Annotated in this window: 22 protein-coding genes; 11 read left to right on the forward strand and 11 right to left on the reverse strand. The window is 74.3% G+C overall.

Going from position 1 to position 23,119, the window contains the following annotated elements; translation table 11 throughout:
• Nucleotides 1-125: 125 nt before the first annotated feature.
• On the reverse strand, nucleotides 126-338 hold the full coding sequence (locus EAD96_RS28630; protein WP_121686431.1) for a hypothetical protein: 213 nt from the start codon (nucleotides 336-338) through the stop codon (nucleotides 126-128).
• Between the two features lie 136 nt (nucleotides 339-474).
• Between EAD96_RS28630 and EAD96_RS28635 the strand changes: the two genes are divergently transcribed.
• Nucleotides 475-1,587 (forward strand): ATP-dependent DNA ligase, encoded by a 1,113-nt coding sequence (locus EAD96_RS28635; RefSeq protein ID WP_121686432.1) that lies wholly within the window; start codon nucleotides 475-477, stop codon nucleotides 1,585-1,587.
• Between the two features lie 19 nt (nucleotides 1,588-1,606).
• On the forward strand, nucleotides 1,607-3,211 hold the full coding sequence (locus tag EAD96_RS28640) for an alpha/beta hydrolase (protein WP_199733328.1): 1,605 nt from the start codon (nucleotides 1,607-1,609) through the stop codon (nucleotides 3,209-3,211).
• 15 nt (nucleotides 3,212-3,226) lie between these two features.
• Here EAD96_RS28640 and EAD96_RS28645 read toward each other — a convergent pair whose 3' ends face one another.
• A complete protein-coding gene (locus tag EAD96_RS28645) occupies nucleotides 3,227-4,501 on the reverse strand; it encodes a YncE family protein (RefSeq protein ID WP_120570981.1) in 1,275 nt (424 codons plus the stop codon).
• A gap of 172 nt (nucleotides 4,502-4,673) precedes the next feature.
• On the opposite strand from EAD96_RS28645, the gene EAD96_RS28650 reads away from it, so the two are divergent.
• Entirely contained in the window at nucleotides 4,674-5,822 is a 1,149-nt protein-coding gene (locus EAD96_RS28650) for a helix-turn-helix domain-containing protein (protein WP_121686433.1), read from the forward strand.
• Between the two features lie 159 nt (nucleotides 5,823-5,981).
• Entirely contained in the window at nucleotides 5,982-6,434 is a 453-nt protein-coding gene (locus tag EAD96_RS28655) for a GNAT family N-acetyltransferase (RefSeq protein ID WP_121686434.1), read from the forward strand.
• 73 nt (nucleotides 6,435-6,507) lie between these two features.
• On the opposite strand, the gene EAD96_RS28660 is transcribed toward EAD96_RS28655, so the two are convergent.
• The 5 genes from EAD96_RS28660 to EAD96_RS28680 all read right to left on the reverse strand — a co-directional run bounded on the left by EAD96_RS28660 (nucleotide 6,508) and on the right by EAD96_RS28680 (nucleotide 15,402).
• Nucleotides 6,508-7,233 carry an ABC transporter ATP-binding protein gene (locus tag EAD96_RS28660; protein WP_120570984.1) on the reverse strand — a complete coding sequence of 242 codons (726 nt, stop codon included), beginning with the start codon at nucleotides 7,231-7,233 and terminating at the stop codon, nucleotides 6,508-6,510.
• On the reverse strand, nucleotides 7,233-8,267 hold the full coding sequence (locus tag EAD96_RS28665) for an ABC transporter ATP-binding protein (protein WP_013284833.1): 1,035 nt from the start codon (nucleotides 8,265-8,267) through the stop codon (nucleotides 7,233-7,235). The genes EAD96_RS28660 and EAD96_RS28665 overlap by 1 nt, the downstream gene beginning before the upstream one ends.
• Nucleotide 8,268: 1 nt before the next feature.
• On the reverse strand, nucleotides 8,269-10,992 hold the full coding sequence (locus EAD96_RS28670) for an FtsX-like permease family protein (protein ID WP_121686435.1): 2,724 nt from the start codon (nucleotides 10,990-10,992) through the stop codon (nucleotides 8,269-8,271).
• Entirely contained in the window at nucleotides 10,989-14,174 is a 3,186-nt protein-coding gene (locus tag EAD96_RS28675; RefSeq protein ID WP_121686436.1) for an FtsX-like permease family protein, read from the reverse strand. The genes EAD96_RS28670 and EAD96_RS28675 overlap by 4 nt, the downstream gene beginning before the upstream one ends.
• A gap of 223 nt (nucleotides 14,175-14,397) precedes the next feature.
• On the reverse strand, nucleotides 14,398-15,402 hold the full coding sequence (locus EAD96_RS28680; RefSeq protein WP_199733329.1) for an NADP-dependent oxidoreductase: 1,005 nt from the start codon (nucleotides 15,400-15,402) through the stop codon (nucleotides 14,398-14,400).
• Nucleotides 15,403-15,488: 86 nt separating this feature from the next.
• On the opposite strand from EAD96_RS28680, the gene EAD96_RS28685 reads away from it, so the two are divergent.
• Nucleotides 15,489-15,911, forward strand: coding sequence for a MarR family winged helix-turn-helix transcriptional regulator (locus EAD96_RS28685; RefSeq protein ID WP_121686437.1), 423 nt, complete (start codon nucleotides 15,489-15,491; stop codon nucleotides 15,909-15,911).
• Between the two features lie 88 nt (nucleotides 15,912-15,999).
• Nucleotides 16,000-16,332: a hypothetical protein gene (locus EAD96_RS28690; RefSeq protein WP_121686438.1), complete on the forward strand. Its 333-nt coding sequence runs from the start codon at nucleotides 16,000-16,002 to the stop codon at nucleotides 16,330-16,332.
• A 16-nt stretch (nucleotides 16,333-16,348) separates the two neighbouring features.
• On the opposite strand, the gene ligD is transcribed toward EAD96_RS28690, so the two are convergent.
• Nucleotides 16,349-17,374, reverse strand: a complete 1,026-nt coding sequence (gene ligD / locus EAD96_RS28695) for a non-homologous end-joining DNA ligase (RefSeq protein ID WP_121686439.1) — start codon at nucleotides 17,372-17,374, stop codon at nucleotides 16,349-16,351.
• Nucleotides 17,375-17,421: 47 nt separating this feature from the next.
• Here ligD and msrB point away from each other — a divergent pair, with 47 nt between their 5' ends.
• Entirely contained in the window at nucleotides 17,422-17,832 is a 411-nt protein-coding gene (gene msrB / locus EAD96_RS28700; protein ID WP_013284828.1) for a peptide-methionine (R)-S-oxide reductase MsrB, read from the forward strand.
• A gap of 8 nt (nucleotides 17,833-17,840) precedes the next feature.
• Here the strand turns inward: msrB and EAD96_RS28705 are convergent, their stop codons facing one another.
• A complete protein-coding gene (locus EAD96_RS28705) occupies nucleotides 17,841-18,116 on the reverse strand; it encodes an isoamylase early set domain-containing protein (protein WP_120570994.1) in 276 nt (91 codons plus the stop codon).
• A 155-nt stretch (nucleotides 18,117-18,271) separates the two neighbouring features.
• Here EAD96_RS28705 and EAD96_RS28710 point away from each other — a divergent pair, with 155 nt between their 5' ends.
• The 4 genes from EAD96_RS28710 to EAD96_RS28725 all read left to right on the forward strand — a co-directional run bounded on the left by EAD96_RS28710 (nucleotide 18,272) and on the right by EAD96_RS28725 (nucleotide 20,966).
• Nucleotides 18,272-18,532, forward strand: coding sequence for a Prokaryotic metallothionein (locus EAD96_RS28710; protein ID WP_121686440.1), 261 nt, complete (start codon nucleotides 18,272-18,274; stop codon nucleotides 18,530-18,532).
• 54 nt (nucleotides 18,533-18,586) lie between these two features.
• On the forward strand, nucleotides 18,587-19,264 hold the full coding sequence (locus EAD96_RS28715; protein ID WP_121686441.1) for a hypothetical protein: 678 nt from the start codon (nucleotides 18,587-18,589) through the stop codon (nucleotides 19,262-19,264).
• 95 nt (nucleotides 19,265-19,359) lie between these two features.
• Nucleotides 19,360-19,803, forward strand: coding sequence for a GNAT family N-acetyltransferase (locus EAD96_RS28720; RefSeq protein WP_121686442.1), 444 nt, complete (start codon nucleotides 19,360-19,362; stop codon nucleotides 19,801-19,803).
• A gap of 107 nt (nucleotides 19,804-19,910) precedes the next feature.
• The gene (locus EAD96_RS28725; RefSeq protein WP_121686443.1) at nucleotides 19,911-20,966 is read left to right on the forward strand and encodes a lytic polysaccharide monooxygenase; all 1,056 of its coding nucleotides are present in this window, start codon (nucleotides 19,911-19,913) and stop codon (nucleotides 20,964-20,966) included.
• Nucleotides 20,967-21,011: 45 nt separating this feature from the next.
• Here EAD96_RS28725 and hemQ read toward each other — a convergent pair whose 3' ends face one another.
• Together hemQ and hemG are read right to left on the reverse strand one after the other, a co-directional pair.
• Nucleotides 21,012-21,713 carry a hydrogen peroxide-dependent heme synthase gene (gene hemQ, locus EAD96_RS28730; RefSeq protein ID WP_120570998.1) on the reverse strand — a complete coding sequence of 234 codons (702 nt, stop codon included), beginning with the start codon at nucleotides 21,711-21,713 and terminating at the stop codon, nucleotides 21,012-21,014.
• Nucleotides 21,710-23,119 (reverse strand): protoporphyrinogen oxidase, encoded by a 1,410-nt coding sequence (gene hemG, locus EAD96_RS28735; protein ID WP_121686444.1) that lies wholly within the window; start codon nucleotides 23,117-23,119, stop codon nucleotides 21,710-21,712. Before hemG ends, hemQ begins: the two co-directional genes overlap by 4 nt.

Raw genomic sequence — 23,119 nt, forward strand, 5'->3', positions numbered from 1 at the left:
GCCCCGCTCGCCCCGCTCGACCGCTCTCGTCGATCTTGGAGTTGTGGCGCCCAGGATGTCCGTTCGGCGAGATCTATGAGGTGCCACAACTCCAAGATCGGCGGTTCGCCGGGTCGGCCGGAGAGTCAGGCCGCTTCGCGGAGGTCGGCCAGGGTGACCGGGGCGTACCGCTTCAGCAGGCGCTCCAGCTCGGCCACCGAGCCGACCTCGCCGAGGACGTTCGCGCCGCCGCCGTGCTGGGGCGGGTAGTGGTGCGCCAGCCGGTAGCGGTAGCGGCCACGGATCAGCTCGACGCTGACCCGCCAGCGCCCGCAGCATCCGCAACTCCACTCCGGCACGCCGCGACGGTAGCTCTGACCTGCGGTTTCACCATTCGGGCGACGGTGACGAACGCGGCCGCGACGGGACACGCCGCCCGGCCACCGGCGGTGATCTGCCTCACCACTGTCGGTGGGGTCTGGTTGACTGGTCGCCGTGGACCTGCCGATCAACCCTCCGGTCGAGCCGATGCTGGCCAAGAGCGTGGCCGAGCTGCCCACCGACGACGGCCTGACCTACGAGCCGAAGTGGGACGGCTTCCGCTGCATCGTGTTCCGCGACGGCGACGAGGTCGAGCTGGCCAGCCGGGGCGGCAAGTCGATGACGCGCTACTTCCCCGAGGTGGTCGAGCAGGCCCGGCGGCAGCTCCCGCCCCGGTGCGCGGTCGACGGCGAGCTGATCGTGATCCGCCGGGACGGCCCGGGCGGGCAGCCCCGGCTCGACTTCGAGCTGCTGGCCCAGCGGATCCATCCGGCCGCCTCCCGGGTCAAGATGCTGGCCGAGACCACCCCGGCCGACTTCGTCGCGTTCGACCTGCTGGCGATCGACGACGAGCTGCTCACGGACCAGCCCTATCCCCGGCGCCGCGAGCGGCTGGAGCAGGCGCTGTCCGGGGTGCGGCCGCCGGTGCACGTCACCCAGGTGACCACCGACCCGGAGACGGCCCGCCGCTGGTTCGACGTGTTCGAGGGCGCCGGGCTGGACGGGCTGATCGTCAAGCCGGCCGACCTGCCGTACGAGCCGGGCAAGCGGCTCATGTTCAAGGTCAAGCACGCGCGCACGATGGACGCGGTGGTGGCCGGTTTCCGCTGGCACAAGTCCGGTCCGGTGGTCGGCTCGCTGCTGCTCGGCCTCTACGACGACGACGGCGTGCTGCACCACATCGGCGTCAGCTCCTCGTTCACCATGGCCCGCCGCCAGGAGCTGCTCGACGAGCTGGAGCCGTACCGCGACGTCGGCGGCGAGCACCCGTGGGTGCACGGCGACCACGAGCGGGGTCAGCGCATCCCGGGCGGGGTGAGCCGGTGGACCGGCGGCAAGAACCTGGAGTGGGAGCCGCTGCGCCCGGCGCTGGTGGTCGAGGTGGCGTACGACGCGATGGAGGGCGACCGGCTGCGGCACACCGCCCGGTTCCTGCGCTGGCGTCCCGACCGTGATCCCCGCTCCTGCGACTACGGCCAGCTCGACCGCCCGATCCGTTACGACGTCGACGAGGTGCTGCGCGGCGATCCGGCGGCGACGGTCGGTGACACCCGCGGCCGGGCGTAGCCTGACGGTCGACACGATCATGGAGGGCGCCCACGTGACCCGCTTCCCCGACCGGCCCCGCCGGTTCCGGCCCGTCCTGGCCGCGTTCGTCGCGGCGGTGGTGCTCACCGCCGGCTGCACACTGCCGGCGTTCGCCCCGCGTGCCGAGAGCGAGGGCGAGGCCGCTCCGCCGGGCACCGCACCGGAGTGGCGGGCCTGCCCGGAGGTGCCCGACGAGCTGGTCGGGCGGGGCGCGGCGGACATGCGCTACGACTGCGCCCGGATCGCCGTGCCGCGCAACTGGGGCACCGGGGCCACCACCGGCGCGACCGCCGGGCCGGGCGCCGGCGAGACGTTCGAGATCGCGCTGATCCGGGCCCGCTCGACCAAGCAGCGCGACCGGATCGGCTCGCTGGTGATCAACCCGGGCGGTCCCGGGGCGTCCGGCGTCGACACCGCCGTCTACCTGTCCTTCGGCCCGGCGTTCGGCGGCCTGCCGACGGCGGTCACGGACCGGTTCGACATCGTCGGCTTCGACCCGCGCGGGGTGGCCCGGTCCAGCCCGGTCAAGTGCATCTCCGACGCCGACCTGGACGCCAGCTTCGGCTACGACCCCGACCCGGAGAGCCAGTCGTCGTTCGACGGCTTCGTCGGCCTCAACCGGCGCATCGGCGAGCGATGCGGCGCGAAGTACGGCGACCAGCTCCCGCTCTACGGCACCGAGCAGGCCGCACGGGACATGGACGCGGTCCGGGCGGCGGTCGGCGACGACAAGCTGACGTACCTCGGCTACTCCTACGGCACGCTGCTCGGCGCCACCTACGCGCAGCTCTACCCGCAGCGTGTGCGCGCCCTGGTGCTCGACGGCGCGGTCGACCCGCAGCAGAAGCTGATCGCCGGGTCGGAGAGCCAGGCGAAGGGCTTCGAGCGGGCGTTCGACAACTTCACCAGGTGGTGCGCGGCGAACGCCGGCCGCTGCCCGATCGCCCCGGACGCCCGGGGTGCGGTCACGGACGCGATCGCCAAGGCGAAGGCCTCCCCGGCACGCGCGCAGGACGGCCGCAAGGCCACCCCCGGGTGGGTCTTCTACGCGGTGATCTCGTCGCTCTACACCGAGCAGGGCTGGCAGGAGCTGGCCCGGGCGATCGACGACCTCCAGGGCGGCGACCCGGACGGCGTGTTCAAGCTGGCCGACGCGTACGCGGGCCGCGAGCCCGACGGGCACTACTCCAACCTGTTCGACGCGAACCTGGCGGTCAACTGCGCCGACGAGACCGAGAAGCCGACCCGCGAGCAGGTCCGCTCGTTGCAGTCGCAGTGGCGGCAGAAGTATCCGCTGTTCGGTCCCGCGCTGGCGGTGGGGATGCTGGGCTGCGTGGAGTGGCCCGGCGAGCGGGATCCGTACCCGACCGGCCGGGCGGACGGCGCGCCTCCGATCCTGGTGGTCGGCACCACCGGTGACCCGGCCACGCCGTACGAGCAGACGCCCGCGCTCGCGTCCATGCTCGGGGTGGGGCGGGTGCTGACCTGGGACGGCGAGGGGCACACCGCCTACCCGCAGACGTCGTGCGTGACGTCGGCCGTCGACGCGTACCTGATCTCGCTCACCGTCCCCCGGGAGGGGCTGCGCTGCCCCGCCCGGTGACGGTCCGGCCGCCGGTCAGCCGGCGGCCGGGGGCGTCCAGCCCTCCGGGATGTGCCCGATGCGGACGCGCTGGGGGTGGTCGCCGACCGGGACGCTCGCGACCTTCTGCCCGGTGGCGAAGCTGATCGCGGTGACCTGGTCCGCGCCGGATTCGGAGATCACGCAGTCGCGGCCGTCCCCGCTGACGGTGGCCCAGTACGGCTTGCTCGCGGACACCAGCGGGCCCTCCCGCAGCGTGGCCCGGTCCATCACGGTGGCGTAGTCGTCCATGGTGCCGGCCACGCAGATCCGGGTGCCGTCGGGGCTCATCGACAGGCCGTGGTGCCGGGAGTCGTTGACCCAGGTGGTGCGGTCCTCGCTGGTGGCCGGGTTCTTCGGCAGCGTGGCGACGCGGGTGACGCGGTCGGTGGCCACGTCGTACTCGACCACGCCGTTGAAGAAGGACACCTGGAAGTAGAGCCGGCTGCCGTCGGGGGTGAAAACGGCCGGGCGGACCGCGTCGGAGAGATCCCGGCGGCCGGCGGCGTCCAGCCGGTCCCGCATGTCGATCACCTTGACCACCTGGTACGTGCCGGTGTCGGCGACGGTGATCCGGCGGTCGCCCTTGGTCCAGTCGAGCCACGGCGCGTCCAGGTCGGTGTTGACCTCGCCGATGGACATGTTCCACAGCCGGGTGCCGCCGTCGGTGTAGATGTTCTCGTGCGGCTTGTCGCCGGCGCCGAACGAGCCGAGTTGCGCGCCGGTGCGGATGTCCAGCACGTGCACCGTGTTGGAGGTGGAGGCGGAGACCGCGACGCGGGTGCCGTCGGGCGAGACGGCCATGTGGTCGGCGCGGTAGCCGGAGACCGGGAACCGCCAGCGCAGCGCGCCGGTGGCCAGGTCGATCGAGACGACGTCGGCGAAGCTGGGCCGGGACACCACGAGCGCGGTGCCGTCCGGCGTGGTGTACATGTCGTCGATGAGCTGGTCGTGGCCCTCTCCCGGGCCCTGCCGGATGCCGAGGAAGAACGCCAGCTTGATCGGGTTGAGGTAGATCTCGCGCAGGCGCGCGGCGCGGTCCGGGATCACGTTGATCCGGCCGAGCCTGGCGTAGTCGCCACGGGACCGGATGATGTCGGCGGTGCCGTCCCAGTTGTTGCCGACGAACATCACCTCCTGGAGCGCGACCGCGGCGGTGGCCGGCGCGGGGGCCGTCACCAGCGGCGCCGGCGCGACCAGGGCGAGCGCGGCCAGGACGGCGAGGCCGGCACGGCGGCGGGAGCGGGACGGGCGGGGTGGCACGGGTGTCATGGACGCCTCCTGGCAGCCGGTAGGACATCGACGTTTCTCAGTGGCGCGAGCGGTGTTACCTTGCGGTAACAACCAGGAGAGCAACCGGCCGGCCGCCGGGGCTAGGGAACTGACGCCAACGCCCGGGCGGCCCGGTTGTGCCGTGTCGACAACCGGAGGGCGGCGGACGCCGATGACCCGTACCGGACAGGCCCCGACGTTCGGCGCGTTGCTGCGCGACCTGTCCGCCGATCCGGCCGCGCTCGACGAGGTGGCGCGGGCGGCCCGCGCGGACTCCCCCGAGGTGGCCCGGCTGCCCGCCGACGAGGTACGCCGTCAGGTCGTCCTGCTGCTGACCAGCGGTCTCGGCGCGCTGGAACGCCACGAGGATCCGGCCGGGCGGGACTTCGCCGAGGCCCGCCGGCTGGGCGCGGACCGGGCGGCGCAGGGCGTCTCCGTCGCCGGGCTGCTGCGCGGCGTGCAGGCCGGGCGGGACCGGGCGGTGGAGCTGGTGGTCCGGCACGGCCGGGCCGCCGGCATCCCCGACGAGGTGCTGCTGGAGGGGCTGCTCACCATCGGCCGGTACGCCGCGGCGGTGGAGCGGGCCGTGGTCGACGGGCACCGCAGCGCCGAGCGGGAACTGGTGCGCACCGGGGCGGCGGCCCGGGCGCAGCTGCTGCGGCGGCTGCTGCGTGACGGCCCGGCGGGCCTGCCCCCGGCCGAGCTGACCCGGTTCGGGCTGCGGCCGGACGGGCGCTACCACTGCCTGGTCGCCGTGCCACCGGACCCGGTCCGGGCGTACGCCCTGCACCGGCAGCTCACCGCGCGGGGCGGCCTGCTCGGCACGGTCGGGGACCGGCTGGCCGGGCTGCTCCCGCGACCGCCCGACGCCGTACCGGCCGACCTGCTGACGCTGGTGGCGCCCGCACAGCCGCTGGAGCGGGCCCCGGCCATGTACGCGCTCTGCCTGGCGGCGCTCGCCACGGCGGCCAACCGGCGGCTGCGCGGGCTGCGTCGGGTCACCGACCTGGCCGGGGAGACCGCGCTGGCCGCCCAGCCGCTGCTGGCCGAACTGCTGCGCGGCACGCTGCTCGGCGCGCTCGACCCGGCCGACGGCTTCCACCGGGAGCTGGCCGGCACCGCGCTCGCCTGGCTGCACCACGGTCAGCGGCTGGACCAGACCGCCGCCGCGCTGCACGTCCACCCGAACACGGTGCGCTACCGGCTGCGGCGGCTGCGGGAGCTGACCGGCGGGCCACCGGTCGAGGAGGGGGCGCGGTGCACGGTGCCGGAGACCGTGCACTGGTGGTGGGCACTGCGCAGCTGGCTGGACGGCGACTGACCACGGCCGCCGCGACCGGACGACGCGACCGGACGACGCGACCGGACGACGCGACCGCCCGGCCGTGGCCGGGCGACACGACCAGGCGACACGACCGGACGACACGTCGGGACGCCGCCCGGGCCACACCGGCGCAAGGCACTGTGCCAGGCTGGCCGGGTGACCGAGGTGATCTTCCGGGAGGCGGTCCGCGCCGACCTGCCCGCCGTGCTCGCGCTGCTCGCCGACGACGTGCTGGGCCGCACCCGCGACCTGCCCGAGGTGGACGAGGCGTACGAGCGGGCCTTCGCCGACCTGGACGCCGACCCGCGCAACCAGCTGATCGTCGCCGAGGACGGCGGGGAGCTGGTCGGCTGTTTCCAGCTCACGTACATCCCGGGGCTGGGCCGGCACGGTGCCGAACGGTGCCTGATCGAGTCGGTGCGGGTGCGCTCCGACCGGCGCGGCCGCGGGCTGGGCGGGACGATGATGCGCTGGGCGATCGACCGGGCCCGCGAGCGCGGCTGCGCGCTGGTGCAGCTCACCACCGACAAGCAGCGCGCCGACGCGCACCGGTTCTACCGCGACCTGGGCTTCGTGACCAGCCACGAGGGCATGAAACTGGCGCTCTGACCCGGCCGCGAACCTTCGCCGGGCCGGCCGCTGCCCGGCGCCGGGCCGCCCCGGTGGCGGCCCGGCGGACGGGTCAGTCCTCCGAGACGAGCCGGCCGTCGCGCAGCGTGAGCGTACGGTCGGCCAGCTCGATCAGTGCCGGGTCGTGCGTGGCCACCAGCGCGGTCATGCCGCGGGCGTGCACCACCGCCCGGAGCAGGTCCATGATCGACCGCCCGGTCTCGGAGTCGAGCTGACCGGTCGGCTCGTCGGCGATCAGCAGGTCCGGTTCGTTCGCCAGCGCCCGGGCCACCGCCACGCGCTGCTGCTGGCCGCCGGACAGCTCGTACGGGCGCTGCGCGGCGTGCCCGCCCAGCCCGACCAGTTCCAGCAGCACCGCCACCCGCTGCTCCCGCTCGGCCGCAGGCACCTTGGCCAGCCGCAGCGGCACCCCGACGTTCTCCGCCGCGGACAGGATCGGCACCAGGCCGAACGTCTGGAACACGAACCCGATCGTGCCCCGGCGCAGCGACAGCAGCTCCCGCTCGCCGGCCGCTGTGACGTCGTGCCCGGCCACCCGGATCAGGCCGGAGTCCGGCCGGTCCAGGCCGCCGACCAGGTTCAGCAGCGTGGTCTTGCCGGCGCCGGAGCGGCCCCGGACCGCGACCAGTTCGCCGCGTCCCGCCGTGAACGAGACGTCCCGCACGGCGTGCACGGCGTGCTCGCCCCTGCCGAAGGTGCGACTCACCCCCTCGACCCGGACCACGTCCTCGACGGCCGACGCCGGCACCACCGGCAGCACCACTGTCTGGTCGGTCATCACTCACTCTCCTCGCCGTGCGCCCGGTCGCCGGGGCGCACCTCGACGTGGTCGGGTTCCAGGTTGAGCCGGACCCGGTCGCGCAGCGACAGCGCCTCCACGAACTGCGCCGGCAACTGCATCCGGCCGGTGCGGTCCAGCACCGCGTACTCCTCGCTGACCATCTCGGTGCCGCCGTCGGCGGTGACGCGCGCGGTCCGGCGTACCTCGGAGGCGGTCCGGCCGTCGCGGATCGCGACGGTACGGCGGACCTGGCCGGCCACGGCGTGGTCGTGGGTGACCACCACGATGGTGACCCCCAGTTCGGCGTTGATGGTGCGCAGCGCGGCGAAGACCTCGGCGCCGGTGGCCTCGTCCAGCTCGCCCGTCGGCTCGTCGGCGAAGAGGATCTCCGGGTCGTTGGCCACCGCCACGGCGACCGCGCAGCGCTGCTGCTCACCGCCGCTCATCTGGCCCGGCCGGCGGTCCGCGCAGTAGCCGACGCCGACCATGTCCAGCAGCTCACGGGCCCGTTCGCGCCGCTTGCGCCCGCCACCGGCCCGTCCGGCCAGCTTCATCGGCAGCTCCACGTTCTCCAGCGCGGTCAGGTACGGCAGCAGGTTGCGGCCGGTCTGCTGCCAGATGAACCCGACCACGTCCCGCCGGTACGCCAGCCGCCGCTTGTTCGACAGCGACAGCAGGTCGTAGTCGGCGACCCGGGCGATGCCGGCGGTCGGGGTGTCCAGGCCGGACAGGATGTTCAGCAGCGTCGACTTGCCGGAGCCGGAGGCGCCCACGATCGCGACCAGCTCGCCCCGGTCGATGACCAGGTCGAGGCCCTGGAGGGCGACGACCTCGACGCCCTCGGTCTTGAAGATGCGCACCAGACCGTCGCAGACGATGTGCCCGCGCAGCCGGTCGCGCCCGCCGGCCCGTTCGGCGGCGCGCTGCGCGGCACGCTGTTGCAGTGACGCCAGGTCCGGTACGGCGGACGACGGTTCGTCGCGCGGCGTGAGACGCGCCGGGCCCGGGTGACCGGAAGCGGTCGCGGTCATGTCAGCTCTCCTCTCCGAGCCGCAGCACCTCACCGAGGCGCAACCGGCGGTTGTTCACGGCTTCCACGGTGATCGCGAAGCCGAGGGCCAGCATGGCCAGGACCGACACCCCGGCCACCAGGCCGGGTTCGAAACTGGGGCGCACGTCCACGCCCCCGGTGAAGGCGGGCAGGCCGAGCACCGGCGTGAGCAGCAGTGGCAGCAACGCGCCGACCACCGCTCCGGTGAGCACCGACACCAGCACCAGCGGCGTCAGCTCCACCATCAGCAGTCCACGCCACTGCCGGCGGGACAGGCCCATGGTGCGCAGGCGGGACAGCACCTGCCCGCGCGAGCGGGCCCCGGCGAGCACCGCGAGCGCGAGCCCGAGCAGCCCCAGCGCGGCGCCGCCGCCGGCGCCGAGCACGAACCCGAACACCAGCAGGCCGTTCACGCCGCTGCCGCCCAGGTCGGCGCGCACCGCCGAACGGGTCGTCACCTCCGGCGCGCGGGCCTTGTCGCCGGTGTCGACCCCGCCGATGCGCAGGTAGCGGCGCTGCCCCTCCCGCGCGACCCGGTCCACCTCGGCCGCGTCCACGCCGGACCCGGCGAGCACGAAACCGGTGGGCGCGAGCTGGTGCGGCGCGTCGGCCGGCAACGCCGGCCACGGCAGCACCACGAACCGGCGTACGCCCTCGCCCACGAGCGCGAACTCGTCGACGGTGGCGGCGGTCCGCACCGGCAGCCGGTTGCCCTGTACGTCCAGCCAGGCGGGCCGCTCACCCCGGGCGTCGGCGAGCCCGGCGGCGGCCAGCTCCTCGGCCACCGCGGGGGACACCAGCGCCGGCAGCGGGCTGTTCCCGTCGGTGCGGGCCCGCACCGCGTCGGGCACGCTCACCGGTACGCCGGCCTCCCGTGCCACCTCGGCGAACCGCTCCCCGTCCACCAGCACCACACGCATCTCGGTGATCGGGGCGGGACGTCCGGCGCGGTCGGAGTACGGGCGTTCGGCCGGCACCGTGAGCAGCGGCGCGACAGCGCGTACCCCCGGCAGCTCGGCCAGCTTCTCGGCGGTGTCCGGCGTGAAGCGCTCCCCGCCCACTAGCAGGTCACCGGGCACGGCCTGGGCGGCGGCGGTGTCCCGGCCGGTCTCGATGCCGGTCGCGACCACGCCGCAGAACGCGGCGGTGGCGACGGCCAGCACCACCACGACCAGCGGCCCGGTGGTCGCGGCCCGGCCCGCCCGGGCGGTGCCGAGGAACGCGACGCTGCCGCGCGCCCGGGCGGCGACGCGGCTGACCAGCCGCAACGGCCAGGGGTACGCGCGCAGCGCCAGCAGCGCCGCCGCGATCGCCAGCAGCACCGGCACCGAGACGAGCAGCGGGTCCACCGAACCGGCGGTGAGCCCGCGCCGGCGCAGCAGGAACGCGCCGAGCACGGCGAGCCCGAGCACCGCCACCTCGACGGTGAGCCGGACGGCCGGCGACCGGCCGCCCAGGTCGGAACGCCCACCGGCCCGGCGGCCGACGGCGAGCGCGGCCAGTGGCGGCAGCAGCGTGGCCAGGAGCCCGGCGATCACCACCCAGCGCCACGACGCCCCGGTGCCGGGCAGCAGCCCGCCGAGCAGCCAGCCGATCCCGGCCGCGGCCGGCAGCACCAGCAGCGACTCGGCCAGGCCGCGGCGCAGCACCGCGCCGGTGGAGCCGCCGCGTGCCCGGATCAGGTGGAACTCGGCGCGGCGGCGGCGCGCGGCCAGCCGGGCGGCCAGCAGCGTCAGCCCGGCCAGCGTGGCGAGCAGCCCGGCCGCGATGACCGCGAGCAGGGTACGCGCGGCGGCGAGCGAGTCGGCGAAGCGCCGCAGCGCGATGTCCACGCCCTGGCTGAGCGTCGCCACGGCGGGACGGCTGCGCTCCAGCCCGTCGACACCGGCGATCAGCGCGTCGAGGCGGCCCGGTTCGAGCCGGTCCGGGGCGATCCGGTACCGCCAGCCGAAGCTGACCGGCCAACCGGTCGCGACGGCCTCGTCGACGCCGCCGTCGGCGGTGTAGGCGACGCCCACGAACGGGTCGCCGTCGCCCTCGGGCGGGGTGAGCTTGAGCATCGACGGCAGCGTGTCCCAGACGCCGTCGGCCGGGTCGTTCGGCCGCCACACGCCGACCAGTCGGACCGGGAGGGACTTGAGCACGTTGTCGTCCGGATCGAGGATCAGGAGCTGGAACCGGTCGCCGGTCTTCACGCCGAGCGTGCCGGCGATCGTCTCGGCGAGCGTCACCTCGACCGTGCGGGCCGGGGCGGCGGGGCGTTCCGGCCACCGCCCGTCGACCAGGGTGGCCGCCTCCTTGATGCCGGTACCGGCACGCAGGTGCACGTCGATCAGCCCCTTCTCGGGGGCGAGCGTCGGGCCGCGCAGCCGTCCGGGGACGGTCTGGGCGACGTACCAGCGCTGGCCGATGCTGTCCCGGACCTCGGCGGGCATCGCCTCCTCGATCCCGGCCAGCTCGGCCGCGTGACCGGTCACGGCGGCCCGGGTCGACGGCGGGAACGCGGTCGGCGCGGTGCTGTACGTGAGGTCGCGGCGGGCCACCGGCTGCCCGGCCACGTACTCGGTGAGCCCCTGCCCGGTCAGCCGGTCGGCGACCCGGGGCACCCCGGTGATCAGCAGGGCGGTCACCAGGGTCAGGACGGCGAGCAGCAGGAACTGCCCGCCGTATGCGCGTACCCGGCGCGCGGCACCAGGAAGGCTCATCGTTCTCCTCCGATCCGGAGCTGCGCGGCGGCGACCCGCTGGCGGATGCCGGTGGTGATGAGGGCGGCGAAGGCGAGCGCGGCGAGCAGCAGCCCGGCGGCTGTCGTCCCGATCGGCACCCAGGGCACTGTGAAGGCCGCCTCGGGCACCGGCCGGCCGGCGGCCGGGGTGAGGATCACCAGCGGCACCATGGTGGCCGCGACGAGGGCGCCGACGAGCATCCCGACGCCGACGCCGATCGCGGCCAGGAACGTCTGTTCCGCGAGGTACGCGCGTGCCAGCAGCCGGGTGTTCGCGCCGAGCGTGTTGAACACGGCGAACTCGGTCAGCCGGCGCCGGGTGGTGGCCCAGACGTCGACCGCCAGGCCGACCAGGGCGAGCAGCACCGAGCCGAGCGCGGCGGCCAGCAGCCCGGTGCGCGCGCCCTGCCAGTACGGGTCCTCGGCGGCCTCCGCGGCCACCGCACGGCGGTCCAGCAGCACCGTGCCGCCGGTCGGGGCGAGCGCGTCAGCGGCGGCGGTGTGCCCGCCGGGCGTGGTGCCCAGCCACCACTCGGCCACCGGCCGGACGCCGCCGCTGCGTTCGAGGAGCTGCGTGGTGGCGGTGGGCAGGTCCAGCAGCACCCCGTCGCCCCCGGTGCCGGGCACCGCGGCGACCTGGCCGACCACCGTGACCTCGACCGTCACCTCGGCGACCGACAGCTTGACGGTGTCGCCGGTCTTGAGGCTCATCGCGGCGGCGACGCCGGGGGTGACGAGCACCGGCACCGGACGGTCCGGCGCCTGCGGCACCAGCGCGAACCGGGACGAGGGCACCCGGGCGAACTGCAACAGCCCGGCCGGCACGTCGAAGCCCTGCGTCCCGTCGATCCGGGTCGGGCTCGCCTTGGCGGTGCCGCGCGGCCCGGAGCCCGGGTCGATCACCCGCCAGGATCCCTCCACCGGCACCGGCAGGACCCCTCCGTCGGCGTCGGTGAGCCGCAGCTCGTCCAGGAGCAGCCGGTAGGAGCTGCCGGTGGCGTCGCCGCCGTCGGCCTCGAAGCCGGCCAGGCGCAGCGGGGCGCCGCCGCTGTCGGGCACCGGCACCGAGAAGCGCATCGGCTTCCCGTCGCCGTCGGCCTCGGCCAGCCGGACCCGCCAGGTGGCCCCGGCGTCGGTGGTGAACAACGCGGTCACCGTCACCCGGGGCCGGTCGTACATGCTGTCGACAGGCGTGCGGACGGTGCCGGACAGCGTCTTCGCCCCCTCGGGCACAACGCCGCCGGCCGGCGCGGTCCGGCCGTTCGCGAGCCGGTCCAGCAGGGCGCCGGTGGACGCGTCACCGCCGGCGTCGTCGAGCCGGATCATCCCCTTCGCGGCGGCGGCGTCGAACGCCACCACTGTCGCCGGCCGGGCCTCACGGCCCAGGCGTACGTCGTCGCGCCAGGCCGGCAGCACCCGGTCGACGCCCGGTACGGCGGCCAGCTGGGCGGCCCGGTCCGCGGGGGCGGTGCCGTCCCGTTCGGTCAGCCGCAGGTCCGCGCCGACCGTGTGCTGCGCCTGGTCGCGCTGTGAGCGTTCCCAGGAGGCGACGAGCGACCAGGCGAGCGTGCTGCCGCCGACGGCGAGCGCGAGCAGCAGCACCGGACCGGCGTGCGGGCGGCGGCCCGCCTGCCACATGCCGAACATGGTGGCGTTCCACGTCCGGCGGTCCACGAAGCGTTCCGCGATCCGGGTGGTCGGCGGCAGCAGCCGCAGCGCGATCACCGCGCCGGCCAGCACGCCGATGGTGGGCGCGGCCGCCAGCAGTGGGTCGATGCCGAGGCTGCCGTTCGCGCCGGCCAGCGGCGAGGAGTACTGCCGCAGCTGGGTCCAGGCGAGCACGGCGAGCGCCACCAGCACGATGTCCACGCTCGCCCGCTGCACCGCCGCTCCCCGGGAGGGACGGGACCGGGCCGCCATGTCGGCGACGTAGGTGCCGGCCCGGCGCATTGCCGGCAGCACCATGGCGAGCAGGCAGCCCACCGCCGCGCCGACCGCGACCACCCACACCCGGGCCAGGTCGCCGTCGGCCAGCCCCAGGTCCGCGCCCAGGTAGTGGATCGCCTGCCCGGTCAGGGCCGGGGCCAGCAGCAGCGCCGGCGCCACCACGAGCGTCGCCTCGCGTACGGCCAGTCCGGCGATCTGCCCCCGGGCCGCGCCCCGGGCCCGCAGCAGCGCGGTCTGCGCCCGCCGGTCCTCGTTGAGCAGCGCGGCCACCAGCACCAGCGCGTACCCGCCGAGCACCACGATCAGCAGCAGCGGGGTGAGCAGCGCCGACCGGCCCACCAGGTCGGCCCGGCTGAGCCGGTCGACGAGCCGGTCCAGGTGGCTGACCTGCTGTGTCGAGGAGCCCAGGCCGGTGGCCTCGGGCAGCTTCCCGGTGATCTCGTCCAGCGCTGTGGTCACGGCGGGCAGCCGGGCCGGCTCGACCGCCACCAGGTCGGGGTCGACCACCCAGGCCGCCGAGGTGGAGCCCGGGAAGGTGCGGGCGAAGTCGGCCGGGTCGAGCGCGAACGGCCCGTACGAGGTGATCTCCGCGTCGCCCTGGCTCTCCCCCACCCCCGGGGCGAGCCGCCAGTACGCCTCGGCGGCGTCCCGGGGCCGCCACGTGCCGACGACCACCACCGTGCCGGCGCGCTCCGCGCCCCGGTCGTACAGCGGCACCCGCTCCCCGACCTCCAGGCTCAGTTGCGCGGCCACCTTCTCCGGCAACGTCACCTGCAACGGGTTGCTGCCGGGCACCGGCCACGCCCCGGCGGCCAGCTCGGCGTGCGCGGGCAGGTCGTCGAGCGTGGCCAGGTTGGCGAACATCGGATCGTCGTCGGTACGGGCGGCACCCACGTCACCGGTCAGCTCCCGCCCGGTACCGGAGCGGGTCCCGGCCACGGTGACCGGAGCGCCGCCGAGCCCGTTCGCGAACTGTTCCCGTACCGCCCGGTCCCGCTCGGCGAACGCGGCGGCGTCGGCGCCGCCGGAGCCGCTGATCAGCAGGCTGCGTTCCTCGGCCGGGGCGGCGTCGAGCACCGCGCGGGCGCCCGCCTCGACCGCACGGCGGTTGTAGTCGGAGAGCCCGGTGACCAACGCGACCGCGACGAGTGCCGCGACAGCGGCGGCGAGCAGCAGCCCACGGGCCTCTACCGCCCGCCTCCACACCAGCTTCATCCGACGTCCTCTCCTGGCCCCGGCGGGCCGATGCCGAGAGAGAGCAGTGACACCCCGCAAAAGGTTCGCGCCCGTTACATGATCGTTATCGGCCGCCGACTCTCGCCCCGAGACCCGGAGAGCATGCGCGGACGCCGTGCACGACGATCGCCGCCCCGAGCCTCCTCGAGCGGAGTCCGGGGCGGCGATGGTCATGCGTCGACCTCGGGCCGTTCGGTGCGTCCTATCCGACCTTGAGGGCCAGCTTCCCGACGTAGTGACCGCCCAGGACGCGATGCGCATCCCCGGCTCGCGCCAACGGGAAGGTCCGGGCGACGTGGACCTCGAACGAACTCGCCTCGATGATCGCGTTCAGCCGGTCGGTGGCAGTGCGGCTTCGATCCCCGTCGAAGTGGGAGATCCTCGCGCCCGGCGACGTCGCCGGCATCGGCCAGACACCGTTCGGCCAGGCGACCCGTCCCGAGCCCTTGATCGCGCGAAGAGACCGTTCGGCGGTCTCGCCTCCCGCGGTGACCAGAGCCGCGTCGAGCCCGCCTGGTGCGAACTCGAATGCCGCAGCCAGCACATCGTCCTTGCGACCGTTGACGGCGTCGTCGGCGCCCAGCCGCCGGGCCAGGGCGACACCGTCGTCACCCGAGGCCACGGCCAGCACTCGGACGCCGCGGTGCCGCGCCAGCTGCACGGCCAGGTGCCCGATGCCCCCGCTGGCTCCGAAGACCATGAGCGTCTCGTCCGGCCGCAGGCCGAGCAGATCGAGGCCGCTCAGGGCGGTCAGGGCATCCCAAGCCATCGCGCCGGCCTGTTCGGTCGGCATCCGGTCGGGCACGCGCGCCACGAACTCCGCGTCGACGACGCCGTACTCGGCGTAGAACCCGCCACGCGGCACCGGCATCGTCGCGGCATAGACACGCTCGCCCACGTCGAACCGGGTGACGTTGCGTCCTACAGCGGCCACCGTGCCTGCCGCGTCCCAGCCGAGGACGTAGGGGAAGGTCGACGCGACGCCGAAGACGCCGTCGTAGTCCCCCTCCCGCTCGCCCGCGTCCCAGGACCCGACCCCGGCGAACTCCACCCGGATGAGGACGTCGTCGTCGCCGACCTCCGGGAGAGGAATCCGGCGCGACGAAAGTGCGTCGACTCCGCCGAACCGGTCAAGGACGACCGCGTTCATCTGCGGCTCCACGATCGCGCCGCCCGCCGCGCGCTCGACTCTGTTGTCCGCGTCCATCGGTCCCCCTCATTACTTGAGTGAATCAAGGATCATTGGAGCACAGCTATTTGAGCGAATCAAGTAACTGTTCTAGGCTGGGTGCCATGGCGCTGCCGAACGGACCCGTAACCGCCTCGTCCGAGGCCGAGGCGGTCCTGTTCGACCTGGTCGACGAATACGACCGCGCCTACGAGACGGCCGCGGCCGGGCTGTCGCTCAGCCCGGCGCAGGCATGCGTGCTCGGACGACTCGACGAACGACGCGGCATGGGCGCCCTGGCCGAGGAACTCGGCTGCGATGCCTCCAACATCACCCAGATCGTCGTGCGCCTCGAAGCGCTCGGCCTCGTGACACGCGAACCGAACCCCCGGGACCGCCGCGCACGACTCGTCGCGCGAACCCCCAGAGGCGACGAGATCAACCACCGATTCGCAACAGCCTTCACCTTCGCCCGCACGGCGGTCGGACGACTCTCCGCCGACGAACAGGACCAGCTGACAGCGCTGCTGCGCAAAGCACTGGGCTGACCGGCACTCCGCCCCGTCACGCGGAGTCTCGGGCAGGGAGCCGCGCGCGCTGGATCTGGCGGGAGGAGGCCGTCGGTAGCATGCCGGGATGGGCAGGTTCCTGGCACTCTTCACCGGCGCCGCCGACGAGGCCGACAAGGCCGGCCTCACCGAACAGCAGCAGACCGACTTCATGAACGCCTGGGCGGCATGGGCTCAGGCCAACGAGAGCGCCCTCGTCGACCCCGGCGCTCCGCTGTACGGGAAGAAGCTGGTCACGGCGCAAGGCGTCGAGGACTTCACGGACAACCTGATCGCCTACGCGATCGTGGAGGCGGACTCGCACGACGAGGCGGTCCGGATCTTCTCCGGGCACCCGCACCTGGGGCTGTTCGCCGGGAACTCGATCGCCGTGCTGGCGTGCCCGCCTCCGCCCGTCTGACCGCTGCTGAGCCGCGTCAGGGGCGAGGGCGGTCGCGGTCCTTGGACGGCTGGACCCGCTTCGGCTCGCCGGGCATCTTCGGGTATTCCGGTGGATAAGGCATGTCGCCCAGCCCGTCGGCGGCGTCCCGCTCGGCCCACTCCAGCAGCGGCGTGATGTCCCACGGGGCGTCGTCGATGCCGGCGTGCGGGTCACCGCGCTCGGCGAACCGGGCCGGCACCGTACCGAGGTGGAAGTCGTCCGGGTCGACCTGCGGCAGCTCGTCCCAGTCGACCGGGGTGGAGACGGTGGCGCGGCCGTTGGCGCGCAGTGAGTACGCGCAGGCGATCGTGCGGTCCCGCGCCATCTGGTTGAAGTCGACGAAGACGCGCTCGCCGCGCTCCTCCTTCCACCAGGCGGTGGTGACCAGCTCGGGGCGGCGGCGTTCCAGCTCCCGGGCCAGCGCGATGGTGGCCCGGCGCACCTCCACGAACGTCCAGCGCGGCTGGATGCGCAGGTAGACGTGCACGCCCCGGCCGCCGGAGGTCTTCGGCCAGCCGGGCACGCCCAGCTCGTCGAGCAGCCCGCGCAGCTCACCGGCGGCGGTCACCGCGTCGGCGAAGTCGGTGCCGGGTTGCGGGTCGAGGTCGACGCGCAGCTCGTCGGGGCGGTCGGTGTCGGCGGCGCGCACCGGCCACGGGTGGAACACCACCGTGCCCATCTGCGCCGCCCAGGCCACGTGCGCCAGGTCGGCCGGGCACAGCTCGTCGGCCGGGCGGCCGCTGGGGAAGGCGATCCGCGCGGTGCGGACCCACGGCGGCACGCCCCGCTGCGGCACCCGCTTCTGGAAGAACATCTCCCCCTCGATGCCGTCGGGGAAGCGCTGGAGCGTGGTGGGCCGGTCGCGCAGGGCGCGCATGATCCCGTCGCCGACGGCCAGGTAATAGCGGAAGACGTCGGCCTTGGTGAAGCCGCGCTGCGGGAAGATCACCCGATCGGGGCTGCTCAGCCGCACCGTGTGCCCGGCTACCTCGATCTCCTCGACCGCACTCCTGCCCGCCATCACGCGACCATATGCGATGCCACCGACACCCGACGTACCGTGGAACGGTGAGTCTTTCCGACAACGAACTGCCCCGTACCGAGGACGAATGGCGCGTCCGGCTGAGCCCCGAGGAGTTCCGGGTGCTCCGCGAGGCCGGCACCGAGGCGCCCTGGACCGGTGAGTACGTCGACACCAAGACCCCCGGCGTCTACCACTGCCGGGCCTGCGGGCTGGAACTGTTCCGCAGCCAGGACAAGTTCGACTCGCACTGCGGCTGGCCGAGCTTCGACGACGCCATTCCGGGCGCGGTCAAGGAGATCCCGGACAACACGCTCGGCATGCGGCGCGTGGAGATCCGCTGCGCGCGCTGCGACAGCCACCTCGGGCACGTCTTCGAGGGTGAGGGCTTCACCCCGAAGGACACCCGGCACTGCGTCAACTCGATCTCGGTGCGGCTGGAGCCCAGCGCCGGCTGACGGCGGCGTCACAGCCGCAGCAGGCCGCCGGCCTCGTCCACCTGGTCGGCGGCCTCGTCGTCCAGCCACACCCCGCCGGTGGCGAGGTAGCGGAAGCGGTACTCCCCCGGCGCGAGCCGGACCGTCACGGTACGGGTGCCGTCGCGCCGCGGCACCAGCTCGTGCCGGCCGGGCTCCCACCCGTTGAAGCAGCCGACCACGCTGACCGTGCCGGCCGGGGTGTCCCGGGGCAGCGAGAACGTCACCCGGGTCTGGTTGCCGAAGAGCCTGTTGCGCTTGATCACGAATCCTCCAGGGATTTTCGGCGGTCACAGGAGTCAACGCGCGACACGCCGGGAGCGACTCGCCGTGGGGCCGGATCAGGTTCGCCGGTTCCGGTTGCTCGAAGGTGTCCTCTGCGCGACTCTCGGATAACAGGTCCGTTTTCGGGGGGTTTCGCATGGCTGCCTGCGAGGTTTGCGGCAACGACTACTGGATGGCGTTCGAGGTGCGCACAGTCGACGGGTCGCGGCACACGTTCGACTGCTTCGAGTGCGCGGTGCACAAGATGGCGCCGATCTGCGAGCACTGCCAGACCAAGATCGTCGGGCACGGCGTCGAGGTCTCCGGCCGCTTCTTCTGCTGCGCCCACTGCGCCCGCGCCGTCGAGGGCGAGCAGGGCGCCGAGGTGCGCGACGCGGTCGGCGCCCGCCCCGCCTGACGCGGGCCGATCCCGGGGCACCACCGGCGTCGATCTCCGTCTACCATCCCTCCGGTGTCCCGACGGTTGATCATCGCGGCGGCCCTGGTCGCCACCCTCACCGGCTGCGGTTCGACCACCGAGCCCGGTGCCGCGACCACCCCCGATCCGGCGCTCGTCGCGCCCTCGCCCACCGACGGCGGCGCCGCCGCGGCGCTGCGCGACCGGTACGCCGCGACCGGCAGCCTGGCCGGCCTGGCCGAGAAGCCCGAGCACGCCAGCGAACGGCTCGACTCCGACGGTGTCGCCTGCGGTCGCCCCCTGCCCCTGCTCGACCGGCGGCTCGTCGCGTCCACCCGGGTCTTCGTCACGCCGGAGGGAACCCCGGCCGGCGAGTTCGTCGAGATCGCCCAGGAGACGGTGGTCTACCCGGACGAGCCGACGGCCGCGGACGCGGTACGGCAGGTCTTCGGCGTGCTGGAGGCGTGCGAGCGCGACGAGGAGGGCGGCCAGGTGACCGCCGGACACACCGCGGCGGACCTGCCCACCGGGCTGGGCGTGCCGGGCCGGGTGGTGTCCGCGACCATGACCGTGTCCGACGGCACGCGCTTCCCGCACCGCTACGGCTGCCTGCACCACGGCCGGGTGACCCAGTGCGTCGCGGTCTGGACCCGCTCGGCGGCCGACACCGGCACCTGGTTCGAGCGCGCCGTCACCGCCACCGCCACCGGGCTGCGCACGTCGAAGGGCTGAACGCGCCGGGCCGCGCCGGCCTGGCGCGCGCCGAGCCGACGTGTCGCGCCAGGGGGAGCACGAGCGGCCGGAGACGCGCCGCCTACCCTGGGCCGATGCCCGTCGAGTCCCACCTGGCCGGCTTCGCCGACCTGGACGCCCGTACCTTCCACGACCTGCTCCGGCTGCGCATCGACGTGTTCGTGGTCGAGCAGTCCTGCCCGTACCCGGAACTGGACGGCCGGGACGTCGAACCCGGCACCCGCCACCTGTGGCTGAGCAGCGACGGCGCCGTGGTCGCGTACCTGCGGATCCTGGCCGACCCCGGCGGCGTCGCACGGATCGGACGGGTCGTGGTGGCGCCGGCGGCGCGCGGCGCGGGCCTGGCCGGTGCGCTGATGACCGAGGCCCTGGCCGTGGTGGGTGACCGGCCGTGCGTGCTCGACGCGCAGACGCACCTGGTCGGCTTCTACGCCGGGTTCGGCTTCACCGTCGACGGCCCCGGCTACGTCGAGGACGGCATCCCGCACACCCCGATGCGCCGCGACCCGACTCATTGACGTTTGTCGCTTTTTGTGGCACCGTGCGGGCGGAGCCGCCACGCGGGAGAGGGCAACTCCCGACAGTCCGGGCGTCGTGCACCGACACCCATCCCGGAGGCTTTCCCATGTCCACTCCGTACCGCCGCCCCTTACCGCTCGCGGCGGCGATCCTCGCCGTCTGCGCGGTGGTGGCGGCGCTGCTCACCACCGCGTTCTCCGGCCCGGCCTCGGCGCACGGGTCGGTCGTCGATCCGGCCTCGCGCGCCTACAGCTGCTGGCAGCGCTGGGGCGGTGACTTCCAGAACCCGGCCATGGCCACCCAGGACCCGATGTGCTGGCAGGCGTGGCAGGCCGACCCGAACGCCATGTGGAACTGGAACGGCCTGTTCCGCGAGGGCGTGGCCGGCAACCACCAGGGCGCCATCCCGGACGGGCAGCTGTGCAGCGGCGGACGCACCCAGAGCGGCCGGTACAACGCGCTCGACACGGTCGGCGCCTGGAAGACCGTGCCGGTCACCAACAGCTTCCGGGTCAAGTTCTTCGACCAGGCCAGCCACGGCGCCGACTACATCCGGGTGTACGTGACCAAGCAGGGTTTCAACGCGCTCACCTCGCCGTTGCGCTGGAGCGACCTGGAACTGGTCGGCCAGATCGGCAACACCCCGGCCAGCCAGTGGACGCGTGAGGTGGACGGCGTGTCCATCCAGATCCCGGCGAACGCGCCGGGCCGCACCGGCCGGCACATCGTCTACACCATCTGGCAGGCCAGCCACCTGGACCAGTCCTACTACCTGTGCAGCGACGTGGACTTCGGCGGGTCCGGCCCGACCACGCCGCCGACCAGCCCGCCCCCGACCACGCCGAACCCGGCCGGTGGCTGCACCGCGACGTACGCGATCACCGGTTCGTGGGGCGGCGGCTTCCAGGCCGAGGTGAAGGTGACAAACGGCAGCGGTTCACCGATCCGCGGCTGGTCGGTGAGCTGGAACTACCAGAACGGCCAGCAGGTCAACTCGGCGTGGAACGCCACAGTCACCACCAGCGGAACGCTGGTGACGGCACGCAACGTGGCCTACAACGGCTCGCTCGCACCGGGTGCCAGCACCTCGTTCGGCTTCACCGGCTCGGCCGGTGCGACGAACCCGGTGCCCGGCACCCTGTCCTGCACGACGACCGCCTGACCGGGATCCGGCCGGGACCGCGCTCGCGGTCCCGGCCGGGCACGCTCAGACCAGGCAGTTGACGATGTCGGCGACCGGACGACGGCGACCGGTGTAGAACGGGATCTCCTCCCGCACGTGCCGGCGGGCGCCGGAGGCCCGCAGGTCGCGCATGAGGTCCACGATCCGGTGCAGCTCGTCGGCCTCGAACGCCAGCATCCACTCGTAGTCGCCGAGCGCGAACGAGGCGACCGTGTTGGCCCGCACGTCCGGGTAGCCCCGGGCCATCTTGCCGTGCTCGGACAGCAGCTCACGCCGCTCGGCGTCGGGCAGCAGGTACCACTCGTACGAGCGCACGAACGGGTAGACGCACAGGTAGGCGCGCGGCTGCTCGTCGGCCAGGAACGCCGGAATGTGGCTCTTGTTGAACTCGGCCGGGCGGTGCAGCGCCATCTGCGACCAGACCGGGGTGAGCGCCCGGCCCAGCGTGGTGCGGCGGAACCGCAGGTACGCGTCCTGGAGCGCGTCGCTGGACGACGAGTGCCACCAGATCATCAGGTCGGCGTCGGCGCGCAGCCCGGCCACGTCGTACGTGCCCCGGATCGTGACGTCCTTGCCGGCCAGCTCGGTGAAGAGCGACTCGACCTCGTCGACGACGTTCTCCCGCAGCGACGGCAGCGGGCTGGTGGCCCGGTACACCGACCACATGGTGTAGCGGATGGTCTCGTTGAGCTCCCGCAGCCGCGCCGCGTTGGTCTGCTCGGTCATGCTGCCGATCCTCCCAGTGCCGTGATGATCTCTTCGGCCGCCGTCTCGCCGGAGCGGACGCAGACCGGAATGCCGACGCCGTCGTAGCCGGCCCCGGCCACCGCAAGCGTCGGATGGGCGGCGCGCAACGCCGTCCGGACCGTCGCCACCCGGGCGGTGTGCCCGGGCGTGTACTGCGGCAACGCGCCACCCCACCGCTGCACGTGCCGGGCCACCGGGACCGGCAGCGGCGCGCCGAGCACAGCCGACAGCTCCCGGTGCACCACGTCGGCCAGGTCGTCGTCGGTGAGCTGGAGCGACGTCTCGTCGCCGTACCGGCCGACCGAGGCGCGCACCAGCGCCAGCCCGTCCGGCCGCCGCAGGTGCCCCCACTTGGTGGTGAAGAACGTCGACGCCTTGATCGTCAGCCCCTCGACGGCCGGCACCAGGAAGCCGGACAGCTCCGGCAGGGCCGGGCCGGGCAGCGCGAGCGTGATCAGGGCGACGCTGGCGTAGTCGAGCGCGCCGACCGTGTCGGCCGCCTCGGGCGCGGCGGCGGCGAGCAGCCGGGCGGCCGGGCGGGCCGGCACCGCGAGCAGCACCGCGTCGGCCTCGACCTGCTCGGCGTCGCGGGTCGGCCCGACGGTGAGCCGCCAGCCGTCCGGGGTGCGGCGCAGCTCGCGTACCGCGGCGCCCCGGCGGATCGTCGCACCGCTCGCCGTCGCCGCCGCCTCGACCAGCGTGCTCAGCCCGCCGGCGAGGGTGCCGAAGACCGGGGCGCCCGGCGCGCGCGGCGCGGCGGCCTGCGCGGCGCGTACCGCACCGACCAGCGTGTGCTCGGCGCGGGCCGCGCGGGCCAGAGCCGGCATCGTGGTGACCAGCGACAGGTCGTCGGCCCGCCCCGCGTACACGCCGCCGAGCATCGGATCGACCAGCCGCTCCACCACCGCGTCACCGAGACGCTTGCGGACCAGCTCACCGACCGAGGTGTCCTCGCCGTCGGCCAGCAGCGGGTGGCCCGCGTCGCGGTCGGCGTCCGCGGCCGGCGGCGCCACCGCCGCCACCTTGTCCAGATCCCCGGGTACGCCGACGAGCGTGCCGCCCGGCACCGGGCGCAACGTGCCGTCGACCAGCAGGGCCGCCTGCCCGACCGTGGGGTGCACGATCTCCTCGTCCAGGCCGAGGCGGCGGGCCAGCGTCACCGCCGCCGACTCGCCACCGGCCGGGTCGCGCATGAGGAACGACTCGGCGCCGAACTCGACCGGGCCACCGGCCAGCTCACCGGTGAACAGCTTGCCGCCGAGACGGCCCGACTGCTCGTACACGATGATCTCGGTGCCCTCGGGAGCCCGGTCGCGCAACCGGACGGCGGCGGCCAGCCCGGTGATCCCGCCACCGACGATCGCCACCCGCCACGGTCGCACCAC

Source organism: Micromonospora sp. BL1 (assembly GCF_003667485.1).
Classification (GTDB): domain Bacteria; phylum Actinomycetota; class Actinomycetes; order Mycobacteriales; family Micromonosporaceae; genus Micromonospora; species Micromonospora tulbaghiae.